At 41.7% G+C, this 25,818-nt stretch carries 21 protein-coding genes and 1 tRNA gene; 4 read left to right on the top strand and 18 right to left on the bottom strand.

Annotation, left to right across the window (positions count from 1 at the left end):
• Window positions 1-17: 17 nt before the first annotated feature.
• On the bottom strand, window positions 18-1,256 hold the full coding sequence (locus tag FQ083_RS05990; protein WP_011514184.1) for an argininosuccinate synthase: 1,239 nt from the start codon (window positions 1,254-1,256) through the stop codon (window positions 18-20).
• 353 nt (window positions 1,257-1,609) lie between these two features.
• Here FQ083_RS05990 and pyrC point away from each other — a divergent pair, with 353 nt between their 5' ends.
• From pyrC to FQ083_RS06005, 3 genes are all read left to right on the top strand, one after another.
• Window positions 1,610-2,680, top strand: a complete 1,071-nt coding sequence (gene pyrC / locus FQ083_RS05995; RefSeq protein WP_149409210.1) for a dihydroorotase — start codon at window positions 1,610-1,612, stop codon at window positions 2,678-2,680.
• A gap of 166 nt (window positions 2,681-2,846) precedes the next feature.
• Window positions 2,847-3,587, top strand: a complete 741-nt coding sequence (gene rnt, locus FQ083_RS06000) for a ribonuclease T (RefSeq protein ID WP_149409211.1) — start codon at window positions 2,847-2,849, stop codon at window positions 3,585-3,587.
• 458 nt (window positions 3,588-4,045) lie between these two features.
• Window positions 4,046-4,121 (top strand) — tRNA-Glu (locus FQ083_RS06005).
• A 247-nt stretch (window positions 4,122-4,368) separates the two neighbouring features.
• Here FQ083_RS06005 and FQ083_RS06010 read toward each other — a convergent pair.
• From FQ083_RS06010 to FQ083_RS06065, 12 genes are all read right to left on the bottom strand, one after another.
• A complete protein-coding gene (locus tag FQ083_RS06010; protein WP_262880982.1) occupies window positions 4,369-4,983 on the bottom strand; it encodes a BLUF domain-containing protein in 615 nt (204 codons plus the stop codon).
• A 491-nt stretch (window positions 4,984-5,474) separates the two neighbouring features.
• A complete protein-coding gene (locus FQ083_RS06015; RefSeq protein ID WP_149409212.1) occupies window positions 5,475-6,317 on the bottom strand; it encodes a 2-C-methyl-D-erythritol 4-phosphate cytidylyltransferase in 843 nt (280 codons plus the stop codon).
• 113 nt (window positions 6,318-6,430) lie between these two features.
• Window positions 6,431-6,739, bottom strand: a complete 309-nt coding sequence (locus FQ083_RS06020; protein WP_020444053.1) for an FtsB family cell division protein — start codon at window positions 6,737-6,739, stop codon at window positions 6,431-6,433.
• Between the two features lie 91 nt (window positions 6,740-6,830).
• Window positions 6,831-8,147, bottom strand: a complete 1,317-nt coding sequence (gene eno, locus FQ083_RS06025; RefSeq protein WP_011514190.1) for a phosphopyruvate hydratase — start codon at window positions 8,145-8,147, stop codon at window positions 6,831-6,833.
• 319 nt (window positions 8,148-8,466) lie between these two features.
• Window positions 8,467-10,827, bottom strand: a complete 2,361-nt coding sequence (locus FQ083_RS06030) for a heavy metal translocating P-type ATPase (protein ID WP_149409213.1) — start codon at window positions 10,825-10,827, stop codon at window positions 8,467-8,469.
• Window positions 10,828-11,161: 334 nt separating this feature from the next.
• On the bottom strand, window positions 11,162-11,386 hold the full coding sequence (locus FQ083_RS06035; protein WP_020444055.1) for a heavy-metal-associated domain-containing protein: 225 nt from the start codon (window positions 11,384-11,386) through the stop codon (window positions 11,162-11,164).
• Window positions 11,387-11,521: 135 nt separating this feature from the next.
• The gene (locus FQ083_RS06040) at window positions 11,522-11,776 is read right to left on the bottom strand and encodes a hypothetical protein (RefSeq protein ID WP_149409214.1); all 255 of its coding nucleotides are present in this window, start codon (window positions 11,774-11,776) and stop codon (window positions 11,522-11,524) included.
• 27 nt (window positions 11,777-11,803) lie between these two features.
• Window positions 11,804-12,679, bottom strand: a complete 876-nt coding sequence (kdsA, locus tag FQ083_RS06045) for a 3-deoxy-8-phosphooctulonate synthase (protein ID WP_149409215.1) — start codon at window positions 12,677-12,679, stop codon at window positions 11,804-11,806.
• Window positions 12,680-12,867: 188 nt separating this feature from the next.
• Window positions 12,868-14,502, bottom strand: a complete 1,635-nt coding sequence (locus FQ083_RS06050; RefSeq protein ID WP_020444056.1) for a CTP synthase — start codon at window positions 14,500-14,502, stop codon at window positions 12,868-12,870.
• 163 nt (window positions 14,503-14,665) lie between these two features.
• Window positions 14,666-15,448: a hypothetical protein gene (locus tag FQ083_RS06055; RefSeq protein WP_149409216.1), complete on the bottom strand. Its 783-nt coding sequence runs from the start codon at window positions 15,446-15,448 to the stop codon at window positions 14,666-14,668.
• Between the two features lie 198 nt (window positions 15,449-15,646).
• Window positions 15,647-16,726 carry a porin gene (locus FQ083_RS06060; RefSeq protein ID WP_149409217.1) on the bottom strand — a complete coding sequence of 360 codons (1,080 nt, stop codon included), beginning with the start codon at window positions 16,724-16,726 and terminating at the stop codon, window positions 15,647-15,649.
• A gap of 548 nt (window positions 16,727-17,274) precedes the next feature.
• Window positions 17,275-19,479 (bottom strand): malate synthase G, encoded by a 2,205-nt coding sequence (locus FQ083_RS06065; RefSeq protein WP_149409218.1) that lies wholly within the window; start codon window positions 19,477-19,479, stop codon window positions 17,275-17,277.
• A 620-nt stretch (window positions 19,480-20,099) separates the two neighbouring features.
• On the opposite strand from FQ083_RS06065, the gene FQ083_RS06070 reads away from it, so the two are divergent.
• The gene (locus FQ083_RS06070; RefSeq protein WP_262880872.1) at window positions 20,100-20,873 is read left to right on the top strand and encodes a tRNA-(ms[2]io[6]A)-hydroxylase; all 774 of its coding nucleotides are present in this window, start codon (window positions 20,100-20,102) and stop codon (window positions 20,871-20,873) included.
• 252 nt (window positions 20,874-21,125) lie between these two features.
• Here the strand turns inward: FQ083_RS06070 and FQ083_RS06075 are convergent, their stop codons facing one another.
• The 5 genes from FQ083_RS06075 to mtgA all read right to left on the bottom strand — a co-directional run bounded on the left by FQ083_RS06075 (window position 21,126) and on the right by mtgA (window position 25,642).
• Window positions 21,126-21,632, bottom strand: a complete 507-nt coding sequence (locus tag FQ083_RS06075) for a hypothetical protein (protein ID WP_149409219.1) — start codon at window positions 21,630-21,632, stop codon at window positions 21,126-21,128.
• 98 nt (window positions 21,633-21,730) lie between these two features.
• Entirely contained in the window at window positions 21,731-22,012 is a 282-nt protein-coding gene (locus FQ083_RS06080; protein ID WP_011514201.1) for a hypothetical protein, read from the bottom strand.
• 48 nt (window positions 22,013-22,060) lie between these two features.
• The gene (locus tag FQ083_RS12650) at window positions 22,061-22,231 is read right to left on the bottom strand and encodes a hypothetical protein (RefSeq protein WP_188004078.1); all 171 of its coding nucleotides are present in this window, start codon (window positions 22,229-22,231) and stop codon (window positions 22,061-22,063) included.
• A gap of 306 nt (window positions 22,232-22,537) precedes the next feature.
• Window positions 22,538-24,826 carry a polyphosphate kinase 1 gene (gene ppk1, locus FQ083_RS06085; protein WP_262880984.1) on the bottom strand — a complete coding sequence of 763 codons (2,289 nt, stop codon included), beginning with the start codon at window positions 24,824-24,826 and terminating at the stop codon, window positions 22,538-22,540.
• Window positions 24,827-24,955: 129 nt separating this feature from the next.
• On the bottom strand, window positions 24,956-25,642 hold the full coding sequence (gene mtgA / locus FQ083_RS06090) for a monofunctional biosynthetic peptidoglycan transglycosylase (protein ID WP_011514203.1): 687 nt from the start codon (window positions 25,640-25,642) through the stop codon (window positions 24,956-24,958).
• Window positions 25,643-25,818 lie beyond the last annotated feature (176 nt).

Here is a 25,818-nt window from a genome sequence, read left to right on the forward strand (position 1 = left end):
CCTTTAGTCAAAAATACTTATTTTGACAAATCACGACCACGGCTGGCTTCAATTGCCAAACGTAGACCATTCAGACGAATAAAACCTTCTGCATCTTTTTGATCATAGGCGCCCGCATCATCTTCAAAAGTCGCAATTTTTTCATCAAATAACGAATCATCTGACTTACGACCAACCACGCTTACAGCACCTTTGTATAATTTGACACGTACCGTACCATTAACATATTCTTGTGACTTATCAATCAGCGCCTGTAGCATCATACGCTCAGGGCTGAACCAATAGCCGTTGTAGATAGTCTTAGCATAACGTGGCATTAGCTCATCTTTTAGATGCGCCGCTTCACGGTCAAGTGTCAATGACTCAATACCGCGATGCGCTTTTAACATAATGGTGCCCGCTGGCGTCTCGTAGCAGCCGCGCGACTTCATACCGACGTAACGGTTTTCAACGATATCCAAACGTCCGATACCATGCTTACCACCAATCTCATTAAGCTTAATCATTACTTCATATGGCTTAAGCGCTTCACCATCGATGGCAACGATGTCGCCTTTTTCATACTCTAATTCCAGATATTGGGCTTCATCTGGTGCTTCTTCTGGGCTTACTGACCAGCGCCACATATCATCTTCTGCTTCAGCATACGGATCTTCTAAGATACCGCCTTCATAAGAGATATGTAATAAGTTAGCGTCCATTGAGTATGGGGATTTTTTCTTATTGCCCGCATAGTCGATGGCAATATTATGCTCTTTAGCATATTCCATCAAGCTTTCACGGCTCGATAAATCCCACTCACGCCAAGGCGCGATAGTCACGACGTCTGGAGATAAAGCAACAGCACCAAGCTCAAAGCGTACTTGGTCATTACCTTTACCGGTTGCACCATGGCTGATCGCATCAGCATTATGTTCTTTAGCGATTTCAACCAAACGCTTAGCGATGAGTGGACGCGCGATAGAAGTACCAAGCAGATACTCACCTTCGTAGATGGCATTGGCACGGAACATTGGGAACACGTAATCACGAGCAAATTCTTCGCGCAAGTCTTCAATATGGATATGTTTGATACCCATGGCTTCAGCTTTGGCACGCGCAGGCTCAACTTCTTCACCTTGACCAATATCCGCAGTGAAAGTGATCACTTCTGCATCATAGGTTTCTTGTAGCCATCGAGCGATGATTGAGGTGTCAAGACCCCCCGAATATGCCAACACGATTTTATTAATAGTTTTTGGATCAAGCTGAGCCATGAAACACTCCTAGTATGAGGAATTTAATGATAGGTAAATCGACTATATCACGAGGAAGATAGATTGCTCGCTCAGTGTACATCATATTTACCATTGGCAAAAGTGGCACTGCCGTTAGGCATGAGGTTTTTACCCAAGTTTAGTTGCCACTAAATCAATAATTTTCTCACCAATAATAGAGTGAACATGGCATCTTACTTCTACAGATGAATAAATTACCTACCATTTCTGTAGAGATATTATGTATAGATATTCAGCCACATATTTAGTCAGGTAAGCAAATCTGTTATGATAGCCGCACAGCAAGACTCCCTTTTACTCCCAGATATGACGATATAGAGCGCGACGATACTATGACTGATTCAATTAGAGAATTGACCATCCTACAACCCGATGATTGGCACATTCATTTGCGTGACGATAAGGCGCTAGCAACCACAGTCCCTCATGCGGCAGAGAGCTTTAATCGCGTCATCTGTATGCCAAACCTTGTACCACCAGTCAAAAACGTCGACGACGCGCAAGCATATCGCGCGCGTATCATGCAACATCTAGAAATCAGCAATCTGAGCGCTGAGCGTAAAGCATCATTTGACCCGCGCATGACCTTGTATCTCACTGACAAAACCACTGCCCAAGATATCGAGATGGCAGCAAAGTCTGGCATCGTACAAGCGGTCAAGCTCTATCCTGCTGGTGCTACCACCAACTCTGCTGATGGCGTTACCAATATCAATGCCTGTGTCGATGTATTTGAGGCGCTTGAAAAATATAATCTACCCCTACTGCTACATGGAGAAGTCACTCACGACCACGTCGATATTTTTGATCGTGAAAAGCGCTTTTTAGATGAAGTGATGGTACAAATCATCGCAAAGTTTCCAACCATGAAAATTGTGATGGAGCATATCACCACTAGTGATGCGGCTGATTTTGTCTTGTCACAAGGCAATCAAATTGCTGCCACTATTACGCCGCAGCATTTGATGTTTAACCGCAATCACTTATTGCTTGGTGGTATTAAGCCGCACTTCTATTGCTTGCCTATCTTAAAGCGGGAAAGCCATCAAAAAGTATTACTTGATGTCGCTACCAGCGGCAACCCAAAATTCTTTTTAGGTACTGATTCTGCACCCCATGCGACCGATAAAAAAGAAGCGGCTTGTGGCTGTGCTGGCTGCTATAGCGCGGCGACTGCACTACCTTTATATGCCACAGCGTTTGATAGTGTTGGTAAAATTGACAGATTAGAAGGGTTTACCAGTCGTTTTGGTGCACAATTTTACGGTTTGCCCGTTAACGAGAGCACTATTACGATTATCAATACGCCGATGCAAATACCAGCAAATTATCCTTACTTTGATGGTAGCTCATTAACTCCACTGATGGCAGGCGAGACATTACCTTGGTCGATCAAAGGATAATTTTGATACTTTTTAATTAAAACCCTTTTTTATAAAGTAAAATTATCTGTATTTTATCCTATGATAGCAATGCTATCTGTCTATTGAAAAATAGTATGAGTGTCATAGGAAGTTTATTTTTTTATTAAACACAATAGCCCGACTGATAAAAGCGATTTAACCTGATATGACCATTAAAAAAGATACCGCTTTACCCAAAATAGATGTAGCCGTTCCTATAGATTCGACGACAGAAACGCTAGCACCCATGAAACTAAAAGAGCGTTTTCGGAAATTCCTACCAGTAGTAGTGGATGTTGAAACAGCAGGATTTAACGCGCAAACTGATGCCTTGCTAGAGATTGCCTGTATTCCTGTACTACTGAATGAGCAGGGTGTTTTTTATCCGGGTGAGGCATTTAATGCTCATATCGAACCTTTTGAAGGGGCAAATCTTGAGCCAAGTGCCCTCGCCTTTACCGGCATTGACCCTAACAATCCGCTGCGTAAAGCCATTGCTGAAGACGAAAAAACGGCGCTACGTCGTATTTTTAAAGGTTTAAAAGAAGTACGCCGTATTGAAGACTGCCGTCAATGTGTGTTAATCGGACATAATGCACATTTTGATTTGGCATTTTTAAATGCCGCGGTATTACGTACCAATAATAAGAGCCACAATCCTTTCCATAACTTCTCAGTCTTTGATACGGTGACTTTATCAGCACTTGCCTTTGGTCAAACGGTGCTAGCACGCGCCTGTAAAGCCGCAGGACTTGATTTTGATGGTAATGACGCTCATTCTGCACTCTACGACACGCAAAAAACCGCTGAGCTATTTTGTTATATCTTAAATAATTATCCTATGCTCGCTAATGCCATGCACAGCGAGCCTGAAATCACAGAAACTGCGACTGATAATAGCAAATAAATCAGTTATTACAGAGTACGTGTTGCTCGCTACCCATAATAGTGCTATTTGTAAGGTCTGCTAACTTCAACCTTACAATTTAAAAGGACAATTTAATCATTTGCGTATATCTTGCTCAAGCGATGATTAGATCTATAGATGGTTTAAGTTACCTATTGTGCTTTTAGCGTCTGTTATAGACGATTAAAGCTTATTATGAGGGACTTTATGATGGAACCACAGTTTAAATTATGGGCGACGATCATCGGTTATATGCTGCTTGCATTAACGATTAGTACTTGTACTTCGTTGTGGATTCGATATCATTTGAAGCGTAATGACCTGCATCCACGTCGCGCGCTTAAAAAAAGATATCTAATTTTAAAAAGACGTAGAAAAAGGCTTGACAGCAAGCGCAGACCCCATTAAAATACGCACCACTTCAGCATAAAGGTGAAAGCAGCTGAAGCGTTGTACTAGTCCCCATCGTCTAGAGGCCTAGGACACCGCCCTTTCACGGCGGTAACGGGGGTTCGAATCCCCCTGGGGACGCCACTATTTGGCGTCACTTATTAGCAAATATGCTTGTTAAGCATTAGATAAGACTAATAAGCGTACCACTAAAACCCCTATCACAACATACTGTGATAGGGGTTTTTTATGTGTATTAGTTTCTGCTTTTCAGCAGAAAATATATCTATTACGCCTTGTCCGTGCAGCCTAACAACCACTTAATACCTGATTGTAAAAACAAAAAAAAGCCAGCAATTTATGCTGACTTCATGAATACATATATAGACATTTAGAAAATCTTATCGGATAAAATCAGCCACAGTAGCGCTAACACAATCAATCCACCCAATATGGTTTGGATCAAGAAAAATGCTTGGTGCTGCCCTACTACTTTGCCTAATGTTAACCCTAGCGTGCTGTATTTTATCGGCTGAGAATCAGTATCACCGGTCACTTCTTGCGCTTCATAATAGCCTTGCAGAATATCTAGAAACTGCTGCCATTCGTTTGACTTCCAGCTATCAGGTCTAAAAGGCATAAAGGCTTTTAGCTTAGGCTCATTAACCATCCAGCGCTCAAGCGTAATAGAGCGTAATGACCATCCTTCAAAGCGGCGCCCATCAATCGCTGAAAAATCCAATATTTTTAAATCTTTGTGGCGATCATCTATTAACAAGCGATTTTTAAGGTTGGTCAGTGCTTGCTCAGTACCTTCGACATATTGAAAAAAGTAACCATTGCCGTAGCAAAGAATACCCGTAATATCATCAATTTTATTCAGCTTATTTGCGACTTCTGCGATATCGTTAAGCGTACTAGAGTTAGATAGACCAGTAGACGTAATGTGGCTCAGATATACAAGCTGGCAGAGATCTGGCATTACTGGATTCGTAGAATCAATCATTGGTGACAATCAGCTTCTCCCTATAATTGGGTAAATGTAGCTAAGACAACCATACTCATTTTTAGAAAAAAACATAGAAACAAGACGTTTTTAAACACAAATCGGCTTGGTATATTATTGATTTTATAAATATTTATATTAATTGTATTAAGTTGGTTACATCATAGGCTGTTTTAGTGAGCAAAGCAATATATGTTTATAGCAAATAACAAGTTGTTAATATTAAACAATACTTAAGAAATATTCATATGAAAAATATTTGAGATTATGAAAAATATTATAGTGAGAATAAACGGCTGTTTAGTAAATATAAATAGTATCAATTTAGGAATACAACTTCATTTCTCAAATTCAATACTGGCTATAGAGTTTGCGACATAAGCCTTACAGAGATAGATATAATGAATATTCGATATTTTTATGACAGAATAAAAAAGCTATACAAAATTTATAAAGTTAAAAAATACAGAAAGCAGAGTATGATAAGAATTTTATGAGCTAGGGGCAAATTGAGCCTTGAGAATGGCTGTCAGTAAAATAATATCATCAGGATAAGTCAGTTTGATGTTTTGACGGCTGCCCGTTACCAATCGAATTGGCAGTTCTAAATACTCAAAAGCACTGGCTTCGTCGGTAATAGCAAGATTATGCTCAGCGACATAGTTCAGCACTCGTTGCAATTGTCCAAGCCTAAATACTTGCGGGGTTTGTGCCTGCCACATATGGCTGCGATCAATGGTTTTTTGAGCATAAGTATGAGGCGTGTCATAACCACTTTGATTATTAGCAATCTCCGGCTGAGTGTTCAGTTGCTGATGGGATAGTCGAGTATCATGTGCTGGCGTTAATAGTGTGTTAGGTACGATGTAAGACTGCTTTAAGGTATCAGCAACCGGTGTCGCTAAAATAGCACCATAAGGCTCGAGCATCGCCGCTTGAATGACAGCATCAATATCATGACTTGGCACTGCAGGGCGCGCGGCATCATGGATCACAACCAAATCCGACTCATCTGCGCCCGCATTAATCATTGCCTCGACTCCTGCCTGCACCGATTGCCAACGTTCAGTACCGCCGATAGCATAATATATAGGAAGCGCAAAGCTCAGTGTCTGGGCAGTGCTATCATCTTGAGCCACAACCAATAGACATTGATCAATATAATTACTCTCAGCCAGACGTGCCACACTATGCTGTAATAAGGTTTGACCTTGCAGTAAGGTATATTGTTTAGCAATAGACGCGCCAAAGCGACTACCGCGTCCAGCAGCAACGATCATGGCATGGATATTAGGAGTGGTATTCATAATGCAGTACTCATGGGTTGATTCCATGAAAATAGGATAAGAAAGATGGGAATTAAGAGGTATAAAAATGAAAAAAACTATTATTATCAATAATAGCTCATTGCAACGACTTTAGAATCAATACTGACTGTACGTCAAAATCAATAACGACTATGAGTGGTAGGCGCGGTTGATACTTGTACAAAAGTCTCATTTGGCTTAATCAAACCTAAATCCAAACGAGCATGCTCCTCTACCGCTTCGAGACCAGTCTTTAGATCATTGACATCGGTACGCAGTAAGTTATTTGCTGAGACTTGGTTGTCATTTAAGCGCTGCTGCTCATCCACTTCAGTCAGAAGCTTATTGTGCTCGACGCGACCATTTTCACCCAGCCAATACTGATATTGCAGTCCTGACAGCACGGCAACGGCTAACGCAAGTAGTATAAATTGGCTAAAGTATTTCATAATATAATAACGCCAAACCATATAAAGAGAATATAAACTTGCTGGGCGATATATTTATATATCGCCCAGCGTAAGCGACAATTTTGGCTGATTAACCACGTAGACCAATGAACTCTTCGCGACCACGATAGCTTGCACGTACTTGCTGCTCGATACGAAGCAATTGGTTATACTTTGCAACGCGATCTGAGCGGCATAATGAGCCGGTTTTGATTTGTCCAGCTGCAGTACCTACCGCTAAATCAGCAATGGTGCTGTCTTCCGTTTCGCCTGAACGATGCGAAATAACCGTCGCATAACCGTTTTTCTTCGCCAGATAAATCGCATCTAGCGTTTCTGACAAGGTGCCGATTTGGTTAAACTTAATCAAAATCGCATTGGCAATTTTCTTATCAATCCCTTCTTGCAAGATAGCAGGGTTGGTTACAAACAAATCATCACCGACCAGTTGAACCTTATCACCGATTTGCTCAGTTAGGTATTTCCAGCCATCCCAATCTGACTCATCAAGACCATCTTCGATAGAGATAATAGGATATTGACGCGCAAGACCCACTAAATAATCTGAGAACCCTTGGCTATCAAAAGATTTGTTGCCCTCGCCTGCCAAGACGTATTTGCCATCTTTATAGAACTCAGTAGCAGCACAATCTAAAGCTAAGTGAATATCTTTACCAGCTGTGTAGCCTACTTGCTCAATGGCTTGCATGATAACTGTAATAGCTTCTTCGTTGCTGCGAAGGTTTGGCGCAAAGCCACCTTCATCACCAACAGCAGTATTCAAGCCTTGCGACTTTAAAACAGACTTTAAGCTATGAAAGATTTCGGTACCAGCACGTAATGCTTCTGAGAAGCTGCTAAAACCAACCGGCTCAATCATAAACTCTTGAATATCGACGGTATTGTCCGCGTGCTCGCCACCATTAATGATATTCATCATCGGTACAGGCATCGTAAGCGACGTCTGGTTGCGCAGATCAGCGATATACTGATGTAATGGCAGACTCTGTGACTTAGCAGCCGCTTTAGCAACCGCAAGTGAAACTGCAAGTATGGCATTGGCACCGAGATTGTCTTTATTTTCTGTACCGTCTAGCGCAATCATTGCATCATCAATGGCTTGCTGAGCAGTAACATCTTTGTCCATCAAAGCACTGCGGATTTGGCTATTGACGTTAGCTACCGCCTTTTTGACGCCTTTACCCATATAGCGGCTTTGATCGCCATCACGTAGCTCAAGCGCCTCACGTGAGCCAGTCGATGCGCCGCTTGGCGCAGCTGCACGGCCAATAGTGCCATCAGCTAAAATCACATCAGCTTCAATCGTTGGGTTACCACGCGAGTCTAAAATCTCACGAGCGCGAATGTCTTTAATTGCGGTGACGTTGTTGGTTTCTTCAGCGTACATAATGTCTGTTAATTCCTTTGGTCATGCCAAGTTTATGAGATAAATAACGGCAACTAGAATACAAAAAAGATAAAGCAGAATATCGTATAGTAATGCGCAAAAAAAGCTTTAGTGATTAATACAATCGGCTCATTTTAAACGTAATCAAAGATTTATTTCATCCCTTAACCATTAGCTATAGTGCTTGGTATCATAGCATAAATTTTGCCAAACTTCCCTTATCTTAAAGCAACGGACGGTCATAAAATCGCCAATCAATAGTCAAATGAGCCACTATCAATTTATCTCAGTACCTATGATATCAAACGTCATATAACTCTTACGCTTTTGTTAAACGATCTGCTTTAGTATGGGAGTCTGATACGGTATTATTCAGTTCAACCTTGGTCTTAAAACGGGTTAAGCGTAGGGCATTCATCAGTACTGAGATAGAGCTAAGTGCCATAGCAGCAGCGGCAATCATAGGATTCAAAAAGCCAAAAGCAGCGAGCGGAATACCAAGGCAATTATAGATAAAGGCAAAAAACAGATTTTGTTTGATATTACGCAGCGTGGCATTCGCAATTTTTTGCGCTGCGTCGATATGCATCAGCGACTCACCCATCAAGCGCGCAGAGGCACTATGTTGGGCGACATCCGTGCCTTCAAACATGGCAAAGCTGGCATCGGCCGTTGCCATCGCTGGTGCATCATTGACCCCATCTCCTGCCATAGCGACTTTATGACCCGCTGTTTGCAGTAGAGCAATTTGGCTGGCCTTGTCACGTGGACTCATCTTTCCATACGCTTTTTCGATACCAAGCTGTCCGGCAACGTGATCGACGACAGATTGTTTGTCACCACTCATCAAAATAACATTAATACCCGCATCTTGTAGCGCAGTAATTGCCTGCGGCGTATCTGATTTTAAGTCATCCGCTAAAGCAAATGCGCCTAGTGCTTCATCGTTAATACTAATCGCAACAGTACTGGCAATTTGCCATACCTTTGGCATCAATTTAGGCAATACAAGATTGGCAAACTCTGCTGTGCCAACCTTTACCACACCTAAGCCTTCAATATTTGCCTGTATACCTGCGCCTTTGATAACGCTGATATCAGACACATCGAATAAGGATAAACCACGTGCTGTCGCTGCATTGACCAAAGCAGTTGCAAGCGGATGACTGGCATGTACTTCAATACTTGCGGCAATCTGTAGTACATCATCAACCGCTATTGATTTATCAACCATAACTTCATCGACGATGGTCGGTTTGCCAATGGTTAAGGTACCCGTCTTATCGAGCACTACTGTATCGATATTGCCTGCCGCTTCTAGGCTTTGCGCATCTTTAAACCAAACACCGTGACGCGCAGCCACGCCCATACCTGCCATGATTGCGGCTGGTGTCGCCAAACCAAGCGCACATGGACAAGCAATGACCAATACAGATACTGCGTGCATCAAAGCCGTATCGAGCATACCGGTTAGCCACCACGTCACACCAAAGGTAACCAGTGCAATTACTACCACAACGGGCACAAAGACCGCAGTGACTCTATCAGCAAGGCGTGCCAAATTGGCTTTTGAGCCTTGGGCATCGCTGAGGGCTTGTACCATATCACCAAGTTTAGTATCGCTACCCTTGGCATTGACGCGATATAACAAGCTACCGTTTTCGACCAAGGCACCCGCTAATAATCCATCGCCTACTTCTTTCTTAAGCGGTACTGACTCACCGGTTAAATGACTTTCGACACACCAGCCAGCACCATCGATGACCGTCCCATCGGTTGCAACGCGGCTACCTTGTTTGGCACGCAAGATATCACCTACTTGTACCTCTTTGAGAGCGATATTTTTAAACTCACCATTTGGCTGCTGTTGCTCAACTTCGTCTGGTGTCAGCGCTAATAGTAAATCAATACTATTCAGACTGTGCTTTTTAGTGCGCTCTTCAAGATATTTACCGGTGCGCACAAAAGCAATGACCATCACGCCTGCTTCAAAATATACCGCAGGACTGCCACTCGCACCATGACCACCAGTATGCCCACTTTGCAACAGACTATTTAAGCTACCATCACCATGGGTCAGCCACAGATACGTTGAATATGCCCAAATGGTTACCGTACCGATGACGACCAGTACGTCCATATTGGCAAGACCGCCTCTAATAGACGCCCAAGCACTTTTATAAAACGGCAATGCAAATCCAAACTGTACAATGGTCGCTAATATGAATTGCATCCAAATCGGCGGCATCCATGCCATACCCTGCCCAAAGAGCATGCCAGCCATACCAACTAAAAACGGCACCAAACAGACCCATAGTCCAATCAAACGCCATGGATACTGAGTGCTCGCATCGTCATCTTTTTGAGCAAACAAGCTATCAGCCGCCTGTAAATTGGCGACAAAACCCGTTTTGTTGACCCATTCCGTCACCTGCTCTGCCGTCGTCTGTGTCGGATCATAATCCACATTGGCGGTCTCGCCTGCGAAGTTCACGCTGACCTCATAGACTGATGGCTTTTTATTCAAAACCTTTTCAATCCGTGATGCACAGGCCTGACACGTCATACCCTCTATCGCCAGCTGCAAGTGCGCACGCTGCGGCGTAAGCGGGGTATTAGACTGAATATCAGTCTCAACATCGTAAGAATTATGCGTATTGGTACGGGTAGAATCATTCATAAATAAAACTCGTTATGGCGTTTATAAATTTGTATGAGCTATAAAAATCTATCAGTGGAGGAATAAAAATCCAAATCAAACAAGCAGTACATTCTAAAGATTAATATCATATTGTTTTTCAGAGCATCTAAATAGTAGTCATCTTAGTGTATCAACCTATATATTAAATGGTCATGATTAGCGCCAATTCAACTATTTCAGCCGACCAATTATTTCAGATTAAAAGGACATATTGCAGAAATAAGAGATCTGAGAACACTACTCCGATAGCCATAGTTTTTAACCATTAAAAAACCAGCCACAATAGCTGGTTTGTTTATAACAAAGCATAAAATTAAGCGTTGGTAACAGTGGCATCAAAGCCTGCGTCATCAATAGCAGCAGCAATCGTCTCTGCACTGGTTTTGCTATCATCAAAGGTGACTGTCGCTTGATTGTCTGCAAGCTCGATACTGATGTCATCTAAACCATCAATATCAGCGGTGGCGTTATGGACACTTGCCACACAGCCACCACAAGTCATGCCATCAATTTTAATAATACGGGTTTGGTTTGCCATGAGAGGCTCCTTATTGTTATCTGTGAATAAATGGTTTGTATACTTTAATGGTATAAGACTTTATTAAAATAGCCAAGACCAGCATAAGAGCTATTGGCGTTGACCACAAGTCAGTTTGGTTATACTTTTATAAATCTAATCATGATAACGTGGATTTTGCGGGGCATCGATAGGAAATGGTTGAGTGACATAATCGACCATACTAATCGCAGCAGTAAAGGCATGGATACTGGTTTTGGTATCATCATAACGCACCAACGCCATACGACTGTTAGCATCTAACTCAATAGCCGTGACGCCCGTTATATTCTTCAAAGCGGTCATGACGCTATCTAAACCTTCTGAATCACTGATGTTTTCAATGCTTACTTGTGCCACTTTAATCGCCACTGTCTTATCCTCACATTACTTATGATATTAATGAGTATCCAAGGTCTCAAAGCCTTTGACCAAGTCATCAAGCTGTTTAAGCTGGCGTAAGAACGGCTCTAATTGGCTCATACGTAGCGCACACGGACCATCACATTTTGCCACTTCTGGATTTGGATGCGCCTCTAAAAACAATCCTGCAATCCCTGTTGCCATGCCAGCACGTGCCAGCGTGGTGATCTGCTCACGGCGACCACCTGCACTATCACTACGGCCGCCTGGCTGCTGCAAACTATGCGTCACATCAAAGAACACTGGTATCTCCATCTGCTTCATGGTATCAAAACCCAGCATATCAACCACTAGGTTATTATAACCAAAGGCACTACCGCGCTCACACAGTATCAGCTTGTCATTGCCGCCCTCAAGACATTTATTGACGATATGACGCATCTCATGCGGCGCTAAAAACTGGGCTTTTTTGATATTAATAATCGCATCCGTCTTCGCCATCGCATGCACCAAATCTGTTTGACGCGATAAAAACGCAGGCAACTGGATAATATCAGCTACTTCAGCGACTGGTGCCGCTTGATAAGGTTCGTGGACATCCGTAATAATCGGTACTTGGAATTTTTCTTTGATTTGCCCAAGCCAATCGATACCTTTCTCTAGCCCCGGACCACGATACGAGGTCAGACTTGAGCGATTGGCCTTATCAAAACTGGCTTTAAACACATAGCCGATACCCAAACGTTGGCAGATTTCGACATACTGTTCAGCGATCTCAAATGCCATCTCTTTAGACTCTAAAACATTCATGCCACCGAATAAGACAAATGGCTGATCATTACCGATACTGATGTTTTTATTATCAGGTGTATTAAGCTGAATATGCGACTGCGCGGTTAGTAGGTTTTCCATCGAGTAGGTATCCTCTTTATTGTTATCTCTTATTGTAACCGATAGGTCAATTAAAAAAAGGCTATAAGCGTAATTAGCCGTAAACCATTAGAAAAATCAGCATGCAAACCACTGCCAAAAAATCAGCCAAAAAAAAGACCAATCCGAAGATCAGTCTTTTCATATCAAAAGCACTTATAGCTTAACGATTATTTCGCTTCACTATAATTCTTCGCCGCTTTTACAAAGCTATTGAACAATGGATGACCACCGCGTGGCGAGCTGGTAAATTCTGGATGGAACTGTACCGCAACAAACCATGGATGATCAGCAAGTTCAACTGACTCAACTAGGTGCTGCTTAGCAGAATAACCTGATACCGTCATTCCTGCTTGCTCTAATGGCTCGATATAGCGGTTATTCATCTCATAGCGATGGCGATGACGCTCAGTTATATTGGTAGCACCGTAGATTTGTGCAAGCTTACTACCAGCGACCAGCTCAGCTTGCTGCGCGCCTAAACGCATCGTACCACCAAGGTCTGAATCATCACTACGAATCTGCAATTCGCCGCGCTCATCTAACCACTCTGTAATCAAGCCAATAATAGGCTCAGCTGTTTTACGATCAAATTCAGAAGAGTTGGCATCGATATGTAGCACGTTACGCGCATATTCAATCACTGCAAGCTGCATACCTAAACAGATACCTAAATAAGGTACGTTGTTTTCGCGAGCATAGGTAATGGCTTTGATCTTACCCATCGTACCGCGCTCACCAAAGCCGCCTGGCACCAAGATGGCATCAGCATTATGCAGTTGCGCTAGTAAGCTGTCATCGTCTTCTAAACGTTCAGCATCGATATAATCAATCTTGACGTCGGCTTTGTGAGTAATACCGGCATGTAACAATGCTTCATTGATTGATTTATAGGCATCTGGTAATTCAACATATTTACCAACCATGGCTACTGTTACCGTCGACTCAGGATTCAGCTGCGCTTCGACAACCTTATCCCAATCGCTCAAATCTGCTTCTGGTAAATCAAGACCAAAACGCTCACAGATTAAATCATCGAGATCTTGTTCATGTAAAGTACGTGGAATCTGATAAATACTTTGCGCATCTTCACACATAATGACCGCACGCTCTTCAACGTTGGTAAATAGTGCAATCTTGCGACGATTGTCTTGTGAGATATGATGATCAGAGCGGCAAATCAAGATGTCAGGCTGCAAACCGATAGAACGCAGCTCTTTGACTGAATGCTGAGTTGGTTTAGTCTTAGTTTCACCTGCACTGGCGATATAAGGCACCAGTGTAAGATGCATCAGCATGGCACGATTGCGACCAAGCTCGACTTGCATTTGACGTACTGCTTCCATAAAAGGTAACGACTCGATGTCACCTACGGTACCGCCAATCTCGATGATAGCGACATCATAGCCTTCGCCACTGGCAAGAATTTTACTCTTAATCTCATCCGTAATATGCGGAATCACCTGCACCGTACCGCCTAAATATTCTCCACGGCGCTCTTTATTTAAGACATTTTGATAGATGCGACCACTGGTGAAGTTGTTACTTTTGCTCATCTTTGAATGGCGTAAAAAACGCTCATAATAGCCCAAGTCCAAATCTGTCTCGGCGCCATCTTCAGTCACGAATACCTCACCATGCTGAAACGGGCTCATCGTGCCTGGATCAACGTTGATATACGGATCCATTTTCGTCATGGTCACGTTTACGCCACGTGCTTCTAAGACGGCAGCAAGGGAAGCTGCGGTAATACCTTTTCCTAGTGAGGACACTACCCCACCGGTCACAAATATAAACTTGGTCATAGTACTCTGTCGGTAATTGGTAAAGAAGGATTTTACTAAAAATACGTCAAAAAATATAGGGCAAAAGCACAAACTCTATTAAATTATTAAATTTCAGCAATATTATAATCTTGTAAAATTTTGCTCTATTTAGCTGAATGATGCAAAATTATTGAAACAATCTTTAATGGGACTTAGCACTGGCTCTATGTTTAAACACTACCAGACAAAAAATAATAAAGACGAGCAATGCTGCTGACGCTCCAAAACGGCTTAATGCTAGACCGCCATGATCAATAGGTTTGTCCAAAAAATCTCCTAACACTGCTCCTAATGGTCTAGTAAGAATAAAAGCTGACCAAAACAGTAGTGTTCTAGATATATTTGTCCAAAAATATGCTCCTGCAATTATCGCCAATAAGCTTCCAAATATGATCGCGCTCGTAGTATAGCCCATGCCTTTGCTATCTGCTACCCAATCTCCAAGTGCGGTACCTAATGTTTGAGAGAACATAATTGTTGTCCAATAAAACATCTCAGCCTTAGATGACACAATACTATCAACACTGATACTGCCCATAGTTTTTCGCCAAACTACTAAGCATACAATTAACATTGCAAATAATAGTGATGTTCCACCAGCATAGCCAATCCCTAAAGAGCGATCAACAAAATCTGCAATAGTAGTCCCAAGGGTCGTTGTCGCAACGATAGTACCCCAATAAAGCCATTTATTGAACTGTTTTGCTTTGATTTGTGTGGCGACTGCAACAGCAAATATGACGGCAAATATTGCTGTACTTACAATGTACCCTAAGTTCAACGACATAGATAATGCATCGCCTGCTGTTTCTCCTAAGGTAGTGGCGGCTACTTTAATTATCCAAAATAATAAGGTGACCTCAGGTACTTTCACTAATGCTTGTTTTACAGTAGCCATGTGATTATCTAATATGAGTTTGTCCATTTTTATACCCCTTTAAGTCATTACTTCAGTTTAACCAACCTAATTAATAAGTTTACTTTACAAACAACACTGATATTAGAAGAGCTAATCCATAAAACAATAACACTAAGGCCGTTAAGAAAGCATTAAGATGCACAAAAAAAGGCCTATCAATTTTGATAGGCCTTTTTTTTATGTTCTTACTTTATAATGATAGATTTAGAATTTGTATTCTAGACCAGTACCAACTACGAATACTTCAGCATCGCCTCTTACATTATTGTAGATCAAATCACCGTAACTATTTTTAACGCCAGTATTATATGCATGGTTAACATTATCTGCTTTGTTCATACCAGCATAAGCATGAGCAATGATGTTATCTTTATACATATATTTGCCACCAACAACGATCTGATTGGTATCAGCGTCATTAAAACCTTCTAGGTTGTCAGTTTTGTTGTACTGAGCATAGACAGAGGCTGGACGAGCAAAGTTAGTTAAACCCATTTCGCCACTGATTACTAAGCCTTTCTCTTTAGAAGAGCCGCCATCGTAATCAGCGACTTGATATAGTGCACCCAAAGTTACTGGAGCTGCCATGTACTTGCCTAGATCTACAGTCGCAGTACCACGGATGATATCACCGACGATGTTCTGATCTTTATCATAAGCTAGACCAGCAGTGAAGCCAGTACCTTGATCAAATAGCGCTGCAACACCAAAGCCAGCATTGTCATTACCATTTACGTCATCAGAGCTATACATTGCAGATAACTGTAATGGTAGACCGTTATATTTAGGTGCAGTCCAGATGATTGAACTTGGGATACGGTTACTATCAGCCATGTTCAGAGCTTGAACAAGATCATCATCATTGTTAGTCTTACCTAAGTTATCAAAGTAACCTTGGTTAACAACAACGTTATCAATACGAGCAAGCGTTGATTGGTTTTTACCAACACGGAACTCACCGAATTGTTTGTTGTTTACACCAAGGAATGTATCACGGTTAGTGAAACCATTCTTGTCACCATCAACCTTTGTGCCATACTCTAACTGATAGATAACATCAGTGTTAGCAGTCATAGCTTCAGAACCTTTAAAGCCTAAACGTGAAGCATGAGAGTTGATTTCAACTGTATCTTCGTTGTACTGCTTTGTACTAGGAGCATATGCATCAAAATCAGCATTAACATAGTCCATAGCAACGAAAGCTTTACCATAAACAGTTGGTGCTGCATTGGCTGCAGATACAGATAGGGCAGCGATTGCTGTAGCTAAAAGTAGTTTTTTCATGGGGTATCTCCACTTTACAATTTTAGTAATGAGCGAGCTATTATTAGCCGTTGCCCAAATGGTATCGTCACAAATCCTCAAAGATATAATGTGTAACTGGCTACCGAGATTAGTCAGAAACAAGTGTGGCGAAGTTCTATTACCGTAAGATGAAAAAAACCATGACTTACATAACTGGGATTAAAAAAGTAACTGCCATGTAAACTTTGGTCTTTATCGCTCTGTTGCGTAACATCCGTTACCAAACTCATACTTCAGCTACAAGCATAACAACTTTGACATAATTTGCAACATTTTTTTGATGCTTTATCTAGGAAAATCCTTGAAACCCACCCTCTGTATAAGGTTTTACCTTAAAGAAAATTTTGACAAAAAATACCCCTACTCGTTTAAAACGAATAAGGGTGAGAATTACAAAGGAAATCAGAAACGCTAAAAATCTTGGCGATTAACAGTGCGAAAACTTGACAGGTACTTACCTCTTTTATTGGCAGTCACTGACCTCGCTTAAAAGGTGCTTATTGCTAAATTCAGTCTTGTTTTAAATTTTAGCAGCCAACACTGGCTTTTAGATCTAGACGTGCTTGATGCAATAATGGCTCAGTATAACCACTTGGCTGTTCGCGACCTTTAAACACCAAATCACAAGCGGCTTTGAAAGCATAAGAGTTGTCCAAGTCAGTCGCCATTGGTTGATAATCAGCATCACCAGCGTTTTGCTCATCGACGATTTTAGCCATACGTTTCATAGCGTCCATCACTTGCTGCTCGCTGACCACATCATGGTGTAACCAATTAGCAATATGCTGACTTGAGATACGCAATGTCGCACGATCTTCCATCAAGCCGACATCATTGATGTCAGGTACTTTAGAGCAACCAACGCCTTGGTTTACCCAGCGTACGACATAGCCTAGGATGCCTTGAGCATTATTATCAATCTCTTGCTGTTTTTCTTCTTCAGTCCAATTGGTGTCTTTTGCCAATGGAATGGTTAAGATATCATCTACGCTAGCGCGCGCACGTGATTTTAGGCTGTCTTGAACCTCAGCAACATTGACTTGATGATAGTGCATGCTGTGCAAGGTAGCGCCCGTTGGAGATGGCACCCATGCCGTATTGGCACCTGCCTGTGGATGGGCAATTTTGGTGTCCATCATCTCCTGCATTTCATCAGGTTTTGCCCACATGCCTTTACCAATCTGCGCGTGACCTTGTAAGCCTACTTCAAGACCGATATCGACGTTCCATTGCTCATAAGCAGGCAGCCACGTTTGCGACTTCATATCGCCTTTGCGAACAAATGGACCTGCATTCATACTGGTATGCATCTCATCACCTGTGCGATCTAAGAAACCAGTATTGATGAAAATAACACGCTCTTTTGCTTGGCGAATGGCTTCTTTTAAGTTGACCGTCATACGGCGTTCTTCATCCATAATGCCGATCTTTATCGTATAACGCTCTAAGCCCAGTAGGTCTTCTGAGGCGTTAAATAAGTCATTCGCCATCTTCACCTCATCAGGACCATGCATTTTTGGTTTAACAATATACATTGAACCTTTACGTGAGTTTGATAGCTCGGTTTTACCTTTTAAATCATTCAATGATAATAAAGGCGTAATCAAACCATCCATTAAACCTTCGAAAACCTCTTCTTGACCATTGCCTAAATCTACCAAAATCGATGGATTTTGCATGAGATGTCCGACGTTACGTAGCAATAAAAGTGAGCGACCTGGCAAGGTCAGCGTATCACCCTCTGGCGTAGTATATTCGCGATCAGGATTCTGTTTACGCGTACGGGTCTTGCCGCCTTTCTCAAAGGTTTCTTGCAAATCGCCATTCATCAAGCCAAACCAATTGCGATACGCTTCAACCTTCTCTTCTGCATCAACAGCAGCGATGGAGTCTTCACAATCTTGAATCGCGGTCAGTGCCGACTCTAATAACACGTCTTTGATATGTGCAGGATCATCTTTGCCAATGGGATGATTGCCATCAATTTGAATCTCAGCATGCAAGTTATTGTTCTTTAATAACACAGCGCTAGGACTATCAGCGTCGCCTACAAAACCTGCAAACTGTCCGGCATCTTTTAGTTGCGTGCTGCTATCGCCTTGCGCAATTTCAAGCTTACCATCAACGACTCTAAAACCTGTTACATCGCTATAGGAGCCTGATGCTAAGGCAAAGTTTTCATCTAGGAATTTTTTGGCATAAGCGACGACGGCTGCGCCACGTGTTGGATTGTAGCCACCTTTTGCTTTTTGACCATTTTCATCACTGATAACATTGGTGCCATATAAAGCATCATATAAGCTGCCCCAACGCGCATTATTAGCGTTCAACGCATAGCGGGCATTACGTACTGGTACTACCAGCTGCGGTCCTGCAATGCGGGCAATCTCATCATCGACGTTTTCTGTGCTGACACTGAACGCTTCGCCTTCTGGTAATAGGTAGCCAATTTCTTGTAAAAATGCTTTGTACGCTGGATAATCAATATTGCCATTTTTGGTAGGATGTTGCAGGTGCCATTGGTCAATCTGTCCTTGAATCTTGGCACGCGTTGCAAGCAGTGCTTTATTACGTGGCGTAAACTCTTTGATGACCTTTTCAAAACCTGACCAGTAACCGTCTGAATCAATACCGACTTTCGGCAGCACTTCATTTTCGATAAAATCGAACAGCTGCTGATCAATGGCAAGAATGCCTTTTTGAACACGATTGGCATTAGAAGACTGGCTCATACTGTTATCCTTATCTGTTTGTTAGATTTGTTGATACTGGGCTGCTAAAACATACCTCGTCCATGTACACAGCCATGCAAAAGGGCGCATAAAGCAGGGTTGCAAAGTAATAAATAAGCTACAAGCCAAGTAAATTTACTGCTGCGTTACCTCGGCTGTCATTATTTGAGCGGTGTTTAACGTTGTATTATCTAGATAGGTTCTAAATAAAGATAGGCTATAAACCTTAGATTTTGAGACGCAATTGATAGTTGATATACTATTGGCTACCTGCTATCAGCTGACAAGCAATAGTAAGACAAAATACGTTAAAAGCAAAATATTATCCTACTACCAAATAAGGCAATAAACAAGGAAACCCCATTTAGTAACTAAATGCTTGTGCTGTAGATAAATGATAGTGTATATACCATATGCGCCAGCAACGATTATCTTACTATCCTATCCTCCTGAGTTACTCACAAGTATAAACTGTAAGTAATCATTACGATATTAATTTATGCGTAACGGTTATCTATCATATCAAAGTATTTTAGAGAATTTAAATACATATCGCGCGTATATATCTACTTTTTTTTATTATTTTATTCATCCACTCATCGATAAAGTCTAAGCCAACCATGACCATAAACCAAGAAAATACATCCATACCTAAAACTACTTCTAATTTGCAATCTGAGCCTTCAACTACAGTAGGGAGCCAATCTGCAATAGATTCTGAAGATAACAGTAGTAATGATAGCGTTGATATCATTTCTATCACCCAACTCAGCACGCCACTAAAGGTAGATTTATCGCCTATTTTTGATTTCTTGGGCGCACGAACCTCACAAGCTTGGGTCAACGCCGCTGTTAATAACTTACCGCTGATTATTCAAGACCATGCCAATTGTGAAAAAAAGGCCGCCGGTACCGCGATGAATCTCATCTTTCGCTATGAGTTCTCTTATGATTTACAGCGTAAATTGGCACAATTGATACGTGAGGAAATGCTGCACTATGAGCAAGTGCTCGGCATTATGAATGAGCGCGGGCAAGCATGGAACTATCTAAGTGCTGGACGCTATGCCAAAGGGATGCTAAAACACAAGCGCACTTATGAACCCGCTGCAATGGTAGATGTGCTGATTATTGGTGCATTTATCGAGGCACGTTCTTGTGAGCGTTTTGCGGCACTTTCTGAGGTTATCAATGATGAGCGTTTGGCAAAATACTATCGTTATTTATTAAAATCAGAAAGCCGTCATTTTGAGGATTATTTGGCACTGGCGCAGTCATTGTCTGAAGACAATATCGATGAGCGTGTGGCATTCTTTAAAGAAGTGGAAGCAGAGCTGATATCAACTCCAGATACTGAGCTGCGTTTTCATAGCGGTGACCCTATTGCTCTCTAATTTATTAAATCTATAGTGAGTTCAATATAAAAGAGTTACGTTTAGAATAGCATTATGCTGGGATAAATTTCTCTCACTTGCTGTGCACTTCGCACTCCAGAGGCTTCGAAAAATTTATCCCAGCAGTACGGTGTTCTTTTTAAATTGACTCGACTATGTTATCAATAAAACAAAAAAAGGTGCTGCAAGCGACGTATCGTACGTCATTACTTGCAACACATTTTTCAATGTTATCTGAATTGTCTAAATGTTTTAAAAATCTTTTTCATCTGGATTTAACACACGGGTTTGAGCATTATCAATATTTGCATAGCGATTTAAATCGTTTATGCCTTCGCTTTTAGCCCCTTGATCAATAGTGGTATGTTCATTGATACCATCATCAAAAGCATTGCCCTCTTGATCGCGGCGGTCTGGCTGACGGGCAGCATTATCGCCATCATTGACATGTTCTGAGCCTACCACACTCTCTTGGAACGTATCTGTTCCTTTATTGATAGTGGTATGATTTTCAATACTATCATCGGTAGACATCACGTTATGACTATTATGATGAATGTCTTCATGTGTATGGTCACCATGCTGGATATCATCGCTCGCATATCTAGTGCCAATAACTGTTTCTTGAAATGTCTCGGTGCTTTTTTCCGTATTATCATGAGCTGCGCTGGTGTCGACCGTGCGCGCAGGCGTATTTTCGATATGACCATCATTACTGTTGAGAAGCGTTTTGGTTAATGCCGGATCTTTCGTTTCCATCGTAATATCCTTATTTTTAATTTATCTTTCTTGTTATTTCTTTATCATCTGACAATAATCATTTGTATGTGAGTTTAGATAGTCATGACGATGAAAAACTATTCATTGCCTTTTTGCGATAAATCATAGGCGTTTAGATCGCCAACATTTTTTCCACCTGGAGGCAGATTTTCTTCTTTGCGTGGGTCAGCGTATATCTCATCCGTCTCCTGCGACTCCTGCTGAGGTCCATCAATTTCGGGTTCGTGCTTACGACCTTCATAACTGTCCGATGGATTATCTGGATGCAGCTTCGCTGGATCGTTGACGGATACGGGCTTTTCATTATTTGGGTGCATGTTGTTAGTTTGAATATTGTCTGACTGACTATCATGTGACATGGCATTTCCCTCGCTTTATTAGTATGGGGTTCAATAATTTTTTGCTAACTATTTGTCAGTACGCAAATCATCGTTGATAAAAGAGGTTTGCTCTTCTTCTGTTAATAATTCTGGTGCATCAACTGGCTTGCCATTTTCTAAATTTTTCTCAATCTGCTGGCTATCTGATTGCTCAGCGGCTTTTTTGATATCTGAGCTATTATTATTGGTGTGACTCATGGTGAAATCCTGTTTTCTTATTGAGATAATTTATATAAGAGTGAATTTTTATATCTATCTAATTATTTATATCTACCTAATTATAGGAATAAATTTGATACGCTCTCCAGTGTACTGCCGTATAAATATGTGAATAAGTGTGAGCTTACCAGACAGTTTGTAACCAGAAAGTAGAATTGGTAGGCAAAAAAACCAAGCACAGAGTAATTCCCTATGCTTGGCTGATATATTTGTTGAAAAAAGTGGATAACATTAAAAATAATAAATGAGATTAATCGATTTAATAACCGCTAATAAAAAAGACAGTTATACCGGCTCGCCAACACGATTAATCACTTTTAATAAATGCTCTTGAGCAATGTGAGGCGCTTCATCCGCCGCTGGCTTGGTTCGTTGCCAGTTACCGTCACCGCTGAGTATCCACGCTTGCTTATTGTCTTGGAGGTAACTCAACAGTCCATCCTGATAAATTTGTTTAGACAATTTTTTATCTTCAATCGGAAACGCTACCTCTACACGGTGGAACAAATTACGATCCATCCAATCGGCGCTGCCACAGTACAAGCGCTCATTACCATCATTATAGAAGTAATAGATGCGAGTATGCTCCAAAAAACGACCGATAACAGAACGTACGGTGATATTCTCAGACAGACCCTTCACTTGCGGACGCAGACAGCATATGGAGCGCAAAATCAGTTCAATTTTGACCCCTGCTTGTGACGCATCATATAGTTTATCAATCAAACGACGTTCGGTTAAGGCGTTTACTTTAACAATAATATGAGCGCGCTTGCCCGCCTTGGCATGAGTAATCTCATTATCGATAAAGCTCATCAATTTATCATGCAAGGTAAATGGTGCATGCAATAGCTTTTTGAGATTAGCAGGTTTACCCATGCCGGTCAGCTCTTGGAATATCTTGTGGACGTCTTCTGAAATATCAGGATCCGCGCTGAATAATCCATAATCAGTATAGACTTTAGCATTTGCTGCGTGATAATTACCCGTGCCTAAATGCACATAACGGCGCATTTTCCCCTCTTCGCGGCGCACGATGAGCATAAGTTTAGCGTGGGTTTTGTAGCCAACAATACCGTAGACCACTACTGCCCCTGCCTCTTGTAAATAGTTGGCAACAGCAATATTAGACGCTTCATCAAAACGCGCGCGTAACTCAATGACTGCTGTCACTTCTTTACCATTACGTGCTGCTGCGGCTAGCGCTTTGACAATTTCTGAATTGGTACCTGAACGATAAAGCGTTTGCTTAATCGCTAATACTTTTGGATCACTGGCAGCTTGCCAAAGTAAATTAATAATCGGCGAAAACGCATGGAACGGATGATGCGCCAATACATCGCCTTTACGCATGGCAGCAAACATACTGGTTGCTTTATCAAGCTTATCGACTTCGCGGCGAAATGGTTTTGGTATCACATGCGTAAAGGGCTGATAACGCAAGGATGGGATATTGAAGTCGAAAAGCAGCCGCGTTAAGTTGACAGGTCCATTGACGCGGTATAATTGGTTGTCATGTAACTCAAACTCATTAAGCAAATAATCACTAATTGGCGTTGGGCATTCAGTAGTGACTTCAAGCCGCACTTTATCACCAAAGCGTCGGTTTTCAAGCTCACCTTCTAAGGCTTTAGCAATGTCATCGACATCATCTGCCAAGTCCAAATCCGCATTACGCGTCAGCCTAAATTGATGACAGCCGGTGACATTCATACCAGGGAATAGCTCACCGATATGCTCATGGATAATCGCTGATAACATCACATGGTGCTCTTTGCCACCAGTCAATTCATCAGGCAGACGAATCACGCGCGGCAAGCTACGCGGCGCGGGTACGACTGCCAAATTGATATCGCGACCAAAGGCGTCTTTGCCCTCTAAAGTCGCAATAAAGTTCAAGCTTTTATTCACCAAGCGCGGGAATGGATGCGCAGGATCAATGCTAATAGGTGTCAATACCGGCGATACTTGCTCAGTAAAATAGCGCTTCATCCATGCAGATTGCTCGCTATTCAACTCATCGCGCTTTAAATAACGAATATCCTCAAGCGCCAGTGCTGGCAAGATATCTTCATTTAAAATACGGTATTGCTCAGCGATGGCATCATGAGTCACCGCTGATATTTCATTAAGAATTTCACTAGGACGCATACCATGTACACTGGTCGACACATCTCCCAGATTGAGCTTTTGCATGATACCAGCAACGCGAATCTCAAAAAACTCATCGATATTGGATGAAAAAATCATTAAAAAGAATAAACGCTCAAGCAAAGGATGGTGGGGATCTGCCGCTTGTGCTAAGACCCGCAGATGAAACTGCAATAAAGACAAGTCACGATTGATATAGCTGCTGGGTGAATAATTGCCATCTTCCGAGCGTTGCCAATCAATCTCGGTTAAAGCTTGGTTGCCATACGGATTAATAAGGCTTTCATCGGTAGGAGGATTGCTGGTATTAATGGCACCGTCTACTTTATCTGTGTCACTCTCTCTATTGACATCATTATTCGCATCAATATATGTCTCAATAACATCAGTGGTCTTATCACTATTACTGTGCTTATTATCCATCTCTACCACGCTCCACTCCTATGACTGTTATCAAACTGCTATCATTTTTATATCAATCTTATCCTATCAGCATTTTTATACTATACTTTTTAATTATTATTCTATTGTTACCGTTAATTCTAGCTACATTTAAGCAGACTGTGGCAATACAGCATTTTTCATACGTTTTTTGATGATACGTTGTTTATTACGCAGGCGTTTATCGCTTTGATGACTTTCATAGTATTTTGGATTGGTTAGCATGGCAATCAATAAGGCTGACTGATCACGATTGAGATTAGCAGCTGATTTATCAAAATAATACTGCGCTGCCGCTTCAACACCATAAATACCATTGCCAAACTCTGCTACATTCAAATACGCAGTCAAAATCCGCTGCTTATCCCACAATGTCTCAATCATTATGGTAAGAACAGCCTCTTCAGCTTTACGCGTATAAGAGCGATGCGAAGTCAAAAACAGATTTTTAGCCAATTGCTGAGTGATGGTTGAGCCGCCTGCCGACATCTTGCCAGTCGCTTCATTCTTTTTCTGTGCCGCCTTAATGCCTTTCATATCAAAGCCGTTATGTTGGCTAAACGTCGAATCCTCACTGACAATCGCCGCTTGCTTCGCAGATTTGGCAATCGCGTCATATTCAACCCAAGTTTGGCTAACATCACCGCCCATAATGCGATGGGTGAGCATAAACATGCTGTTATTAATCGGCTGCGTTTTCCAAATTAATAACAGCCCTGCAACCAACACATGGAATGCGACGACCAACACCATCAATGCCAATAAGAGTCGTTTGATAAATTTGCCAAAACTTGTCATGCGTGTTGTCCAAGTGATTGAAAAGATAGTTAGAGGAAGTAAGGAGCGCTTAGCCTAGCAATATAGGTCAGCAATTATAAATAGCAGCTCATCTTACCTAATCTCACAATCGCTGTCATTATTTACCCCACTTCTTTATCATGTCACATGAGTACACGTAAAAAATCAGCAAAAAT

It is taken from the genome of Psychrobacter sp. ANT_H59, from assembly GCF_008369225.1.
Lineage (GTDB): Bacteria > Pseudomonadota > Gammaproteobacteria > Pseudomonadales > Moraxellaceae > Psychrobacter > Psychrobacter cryohalolentis.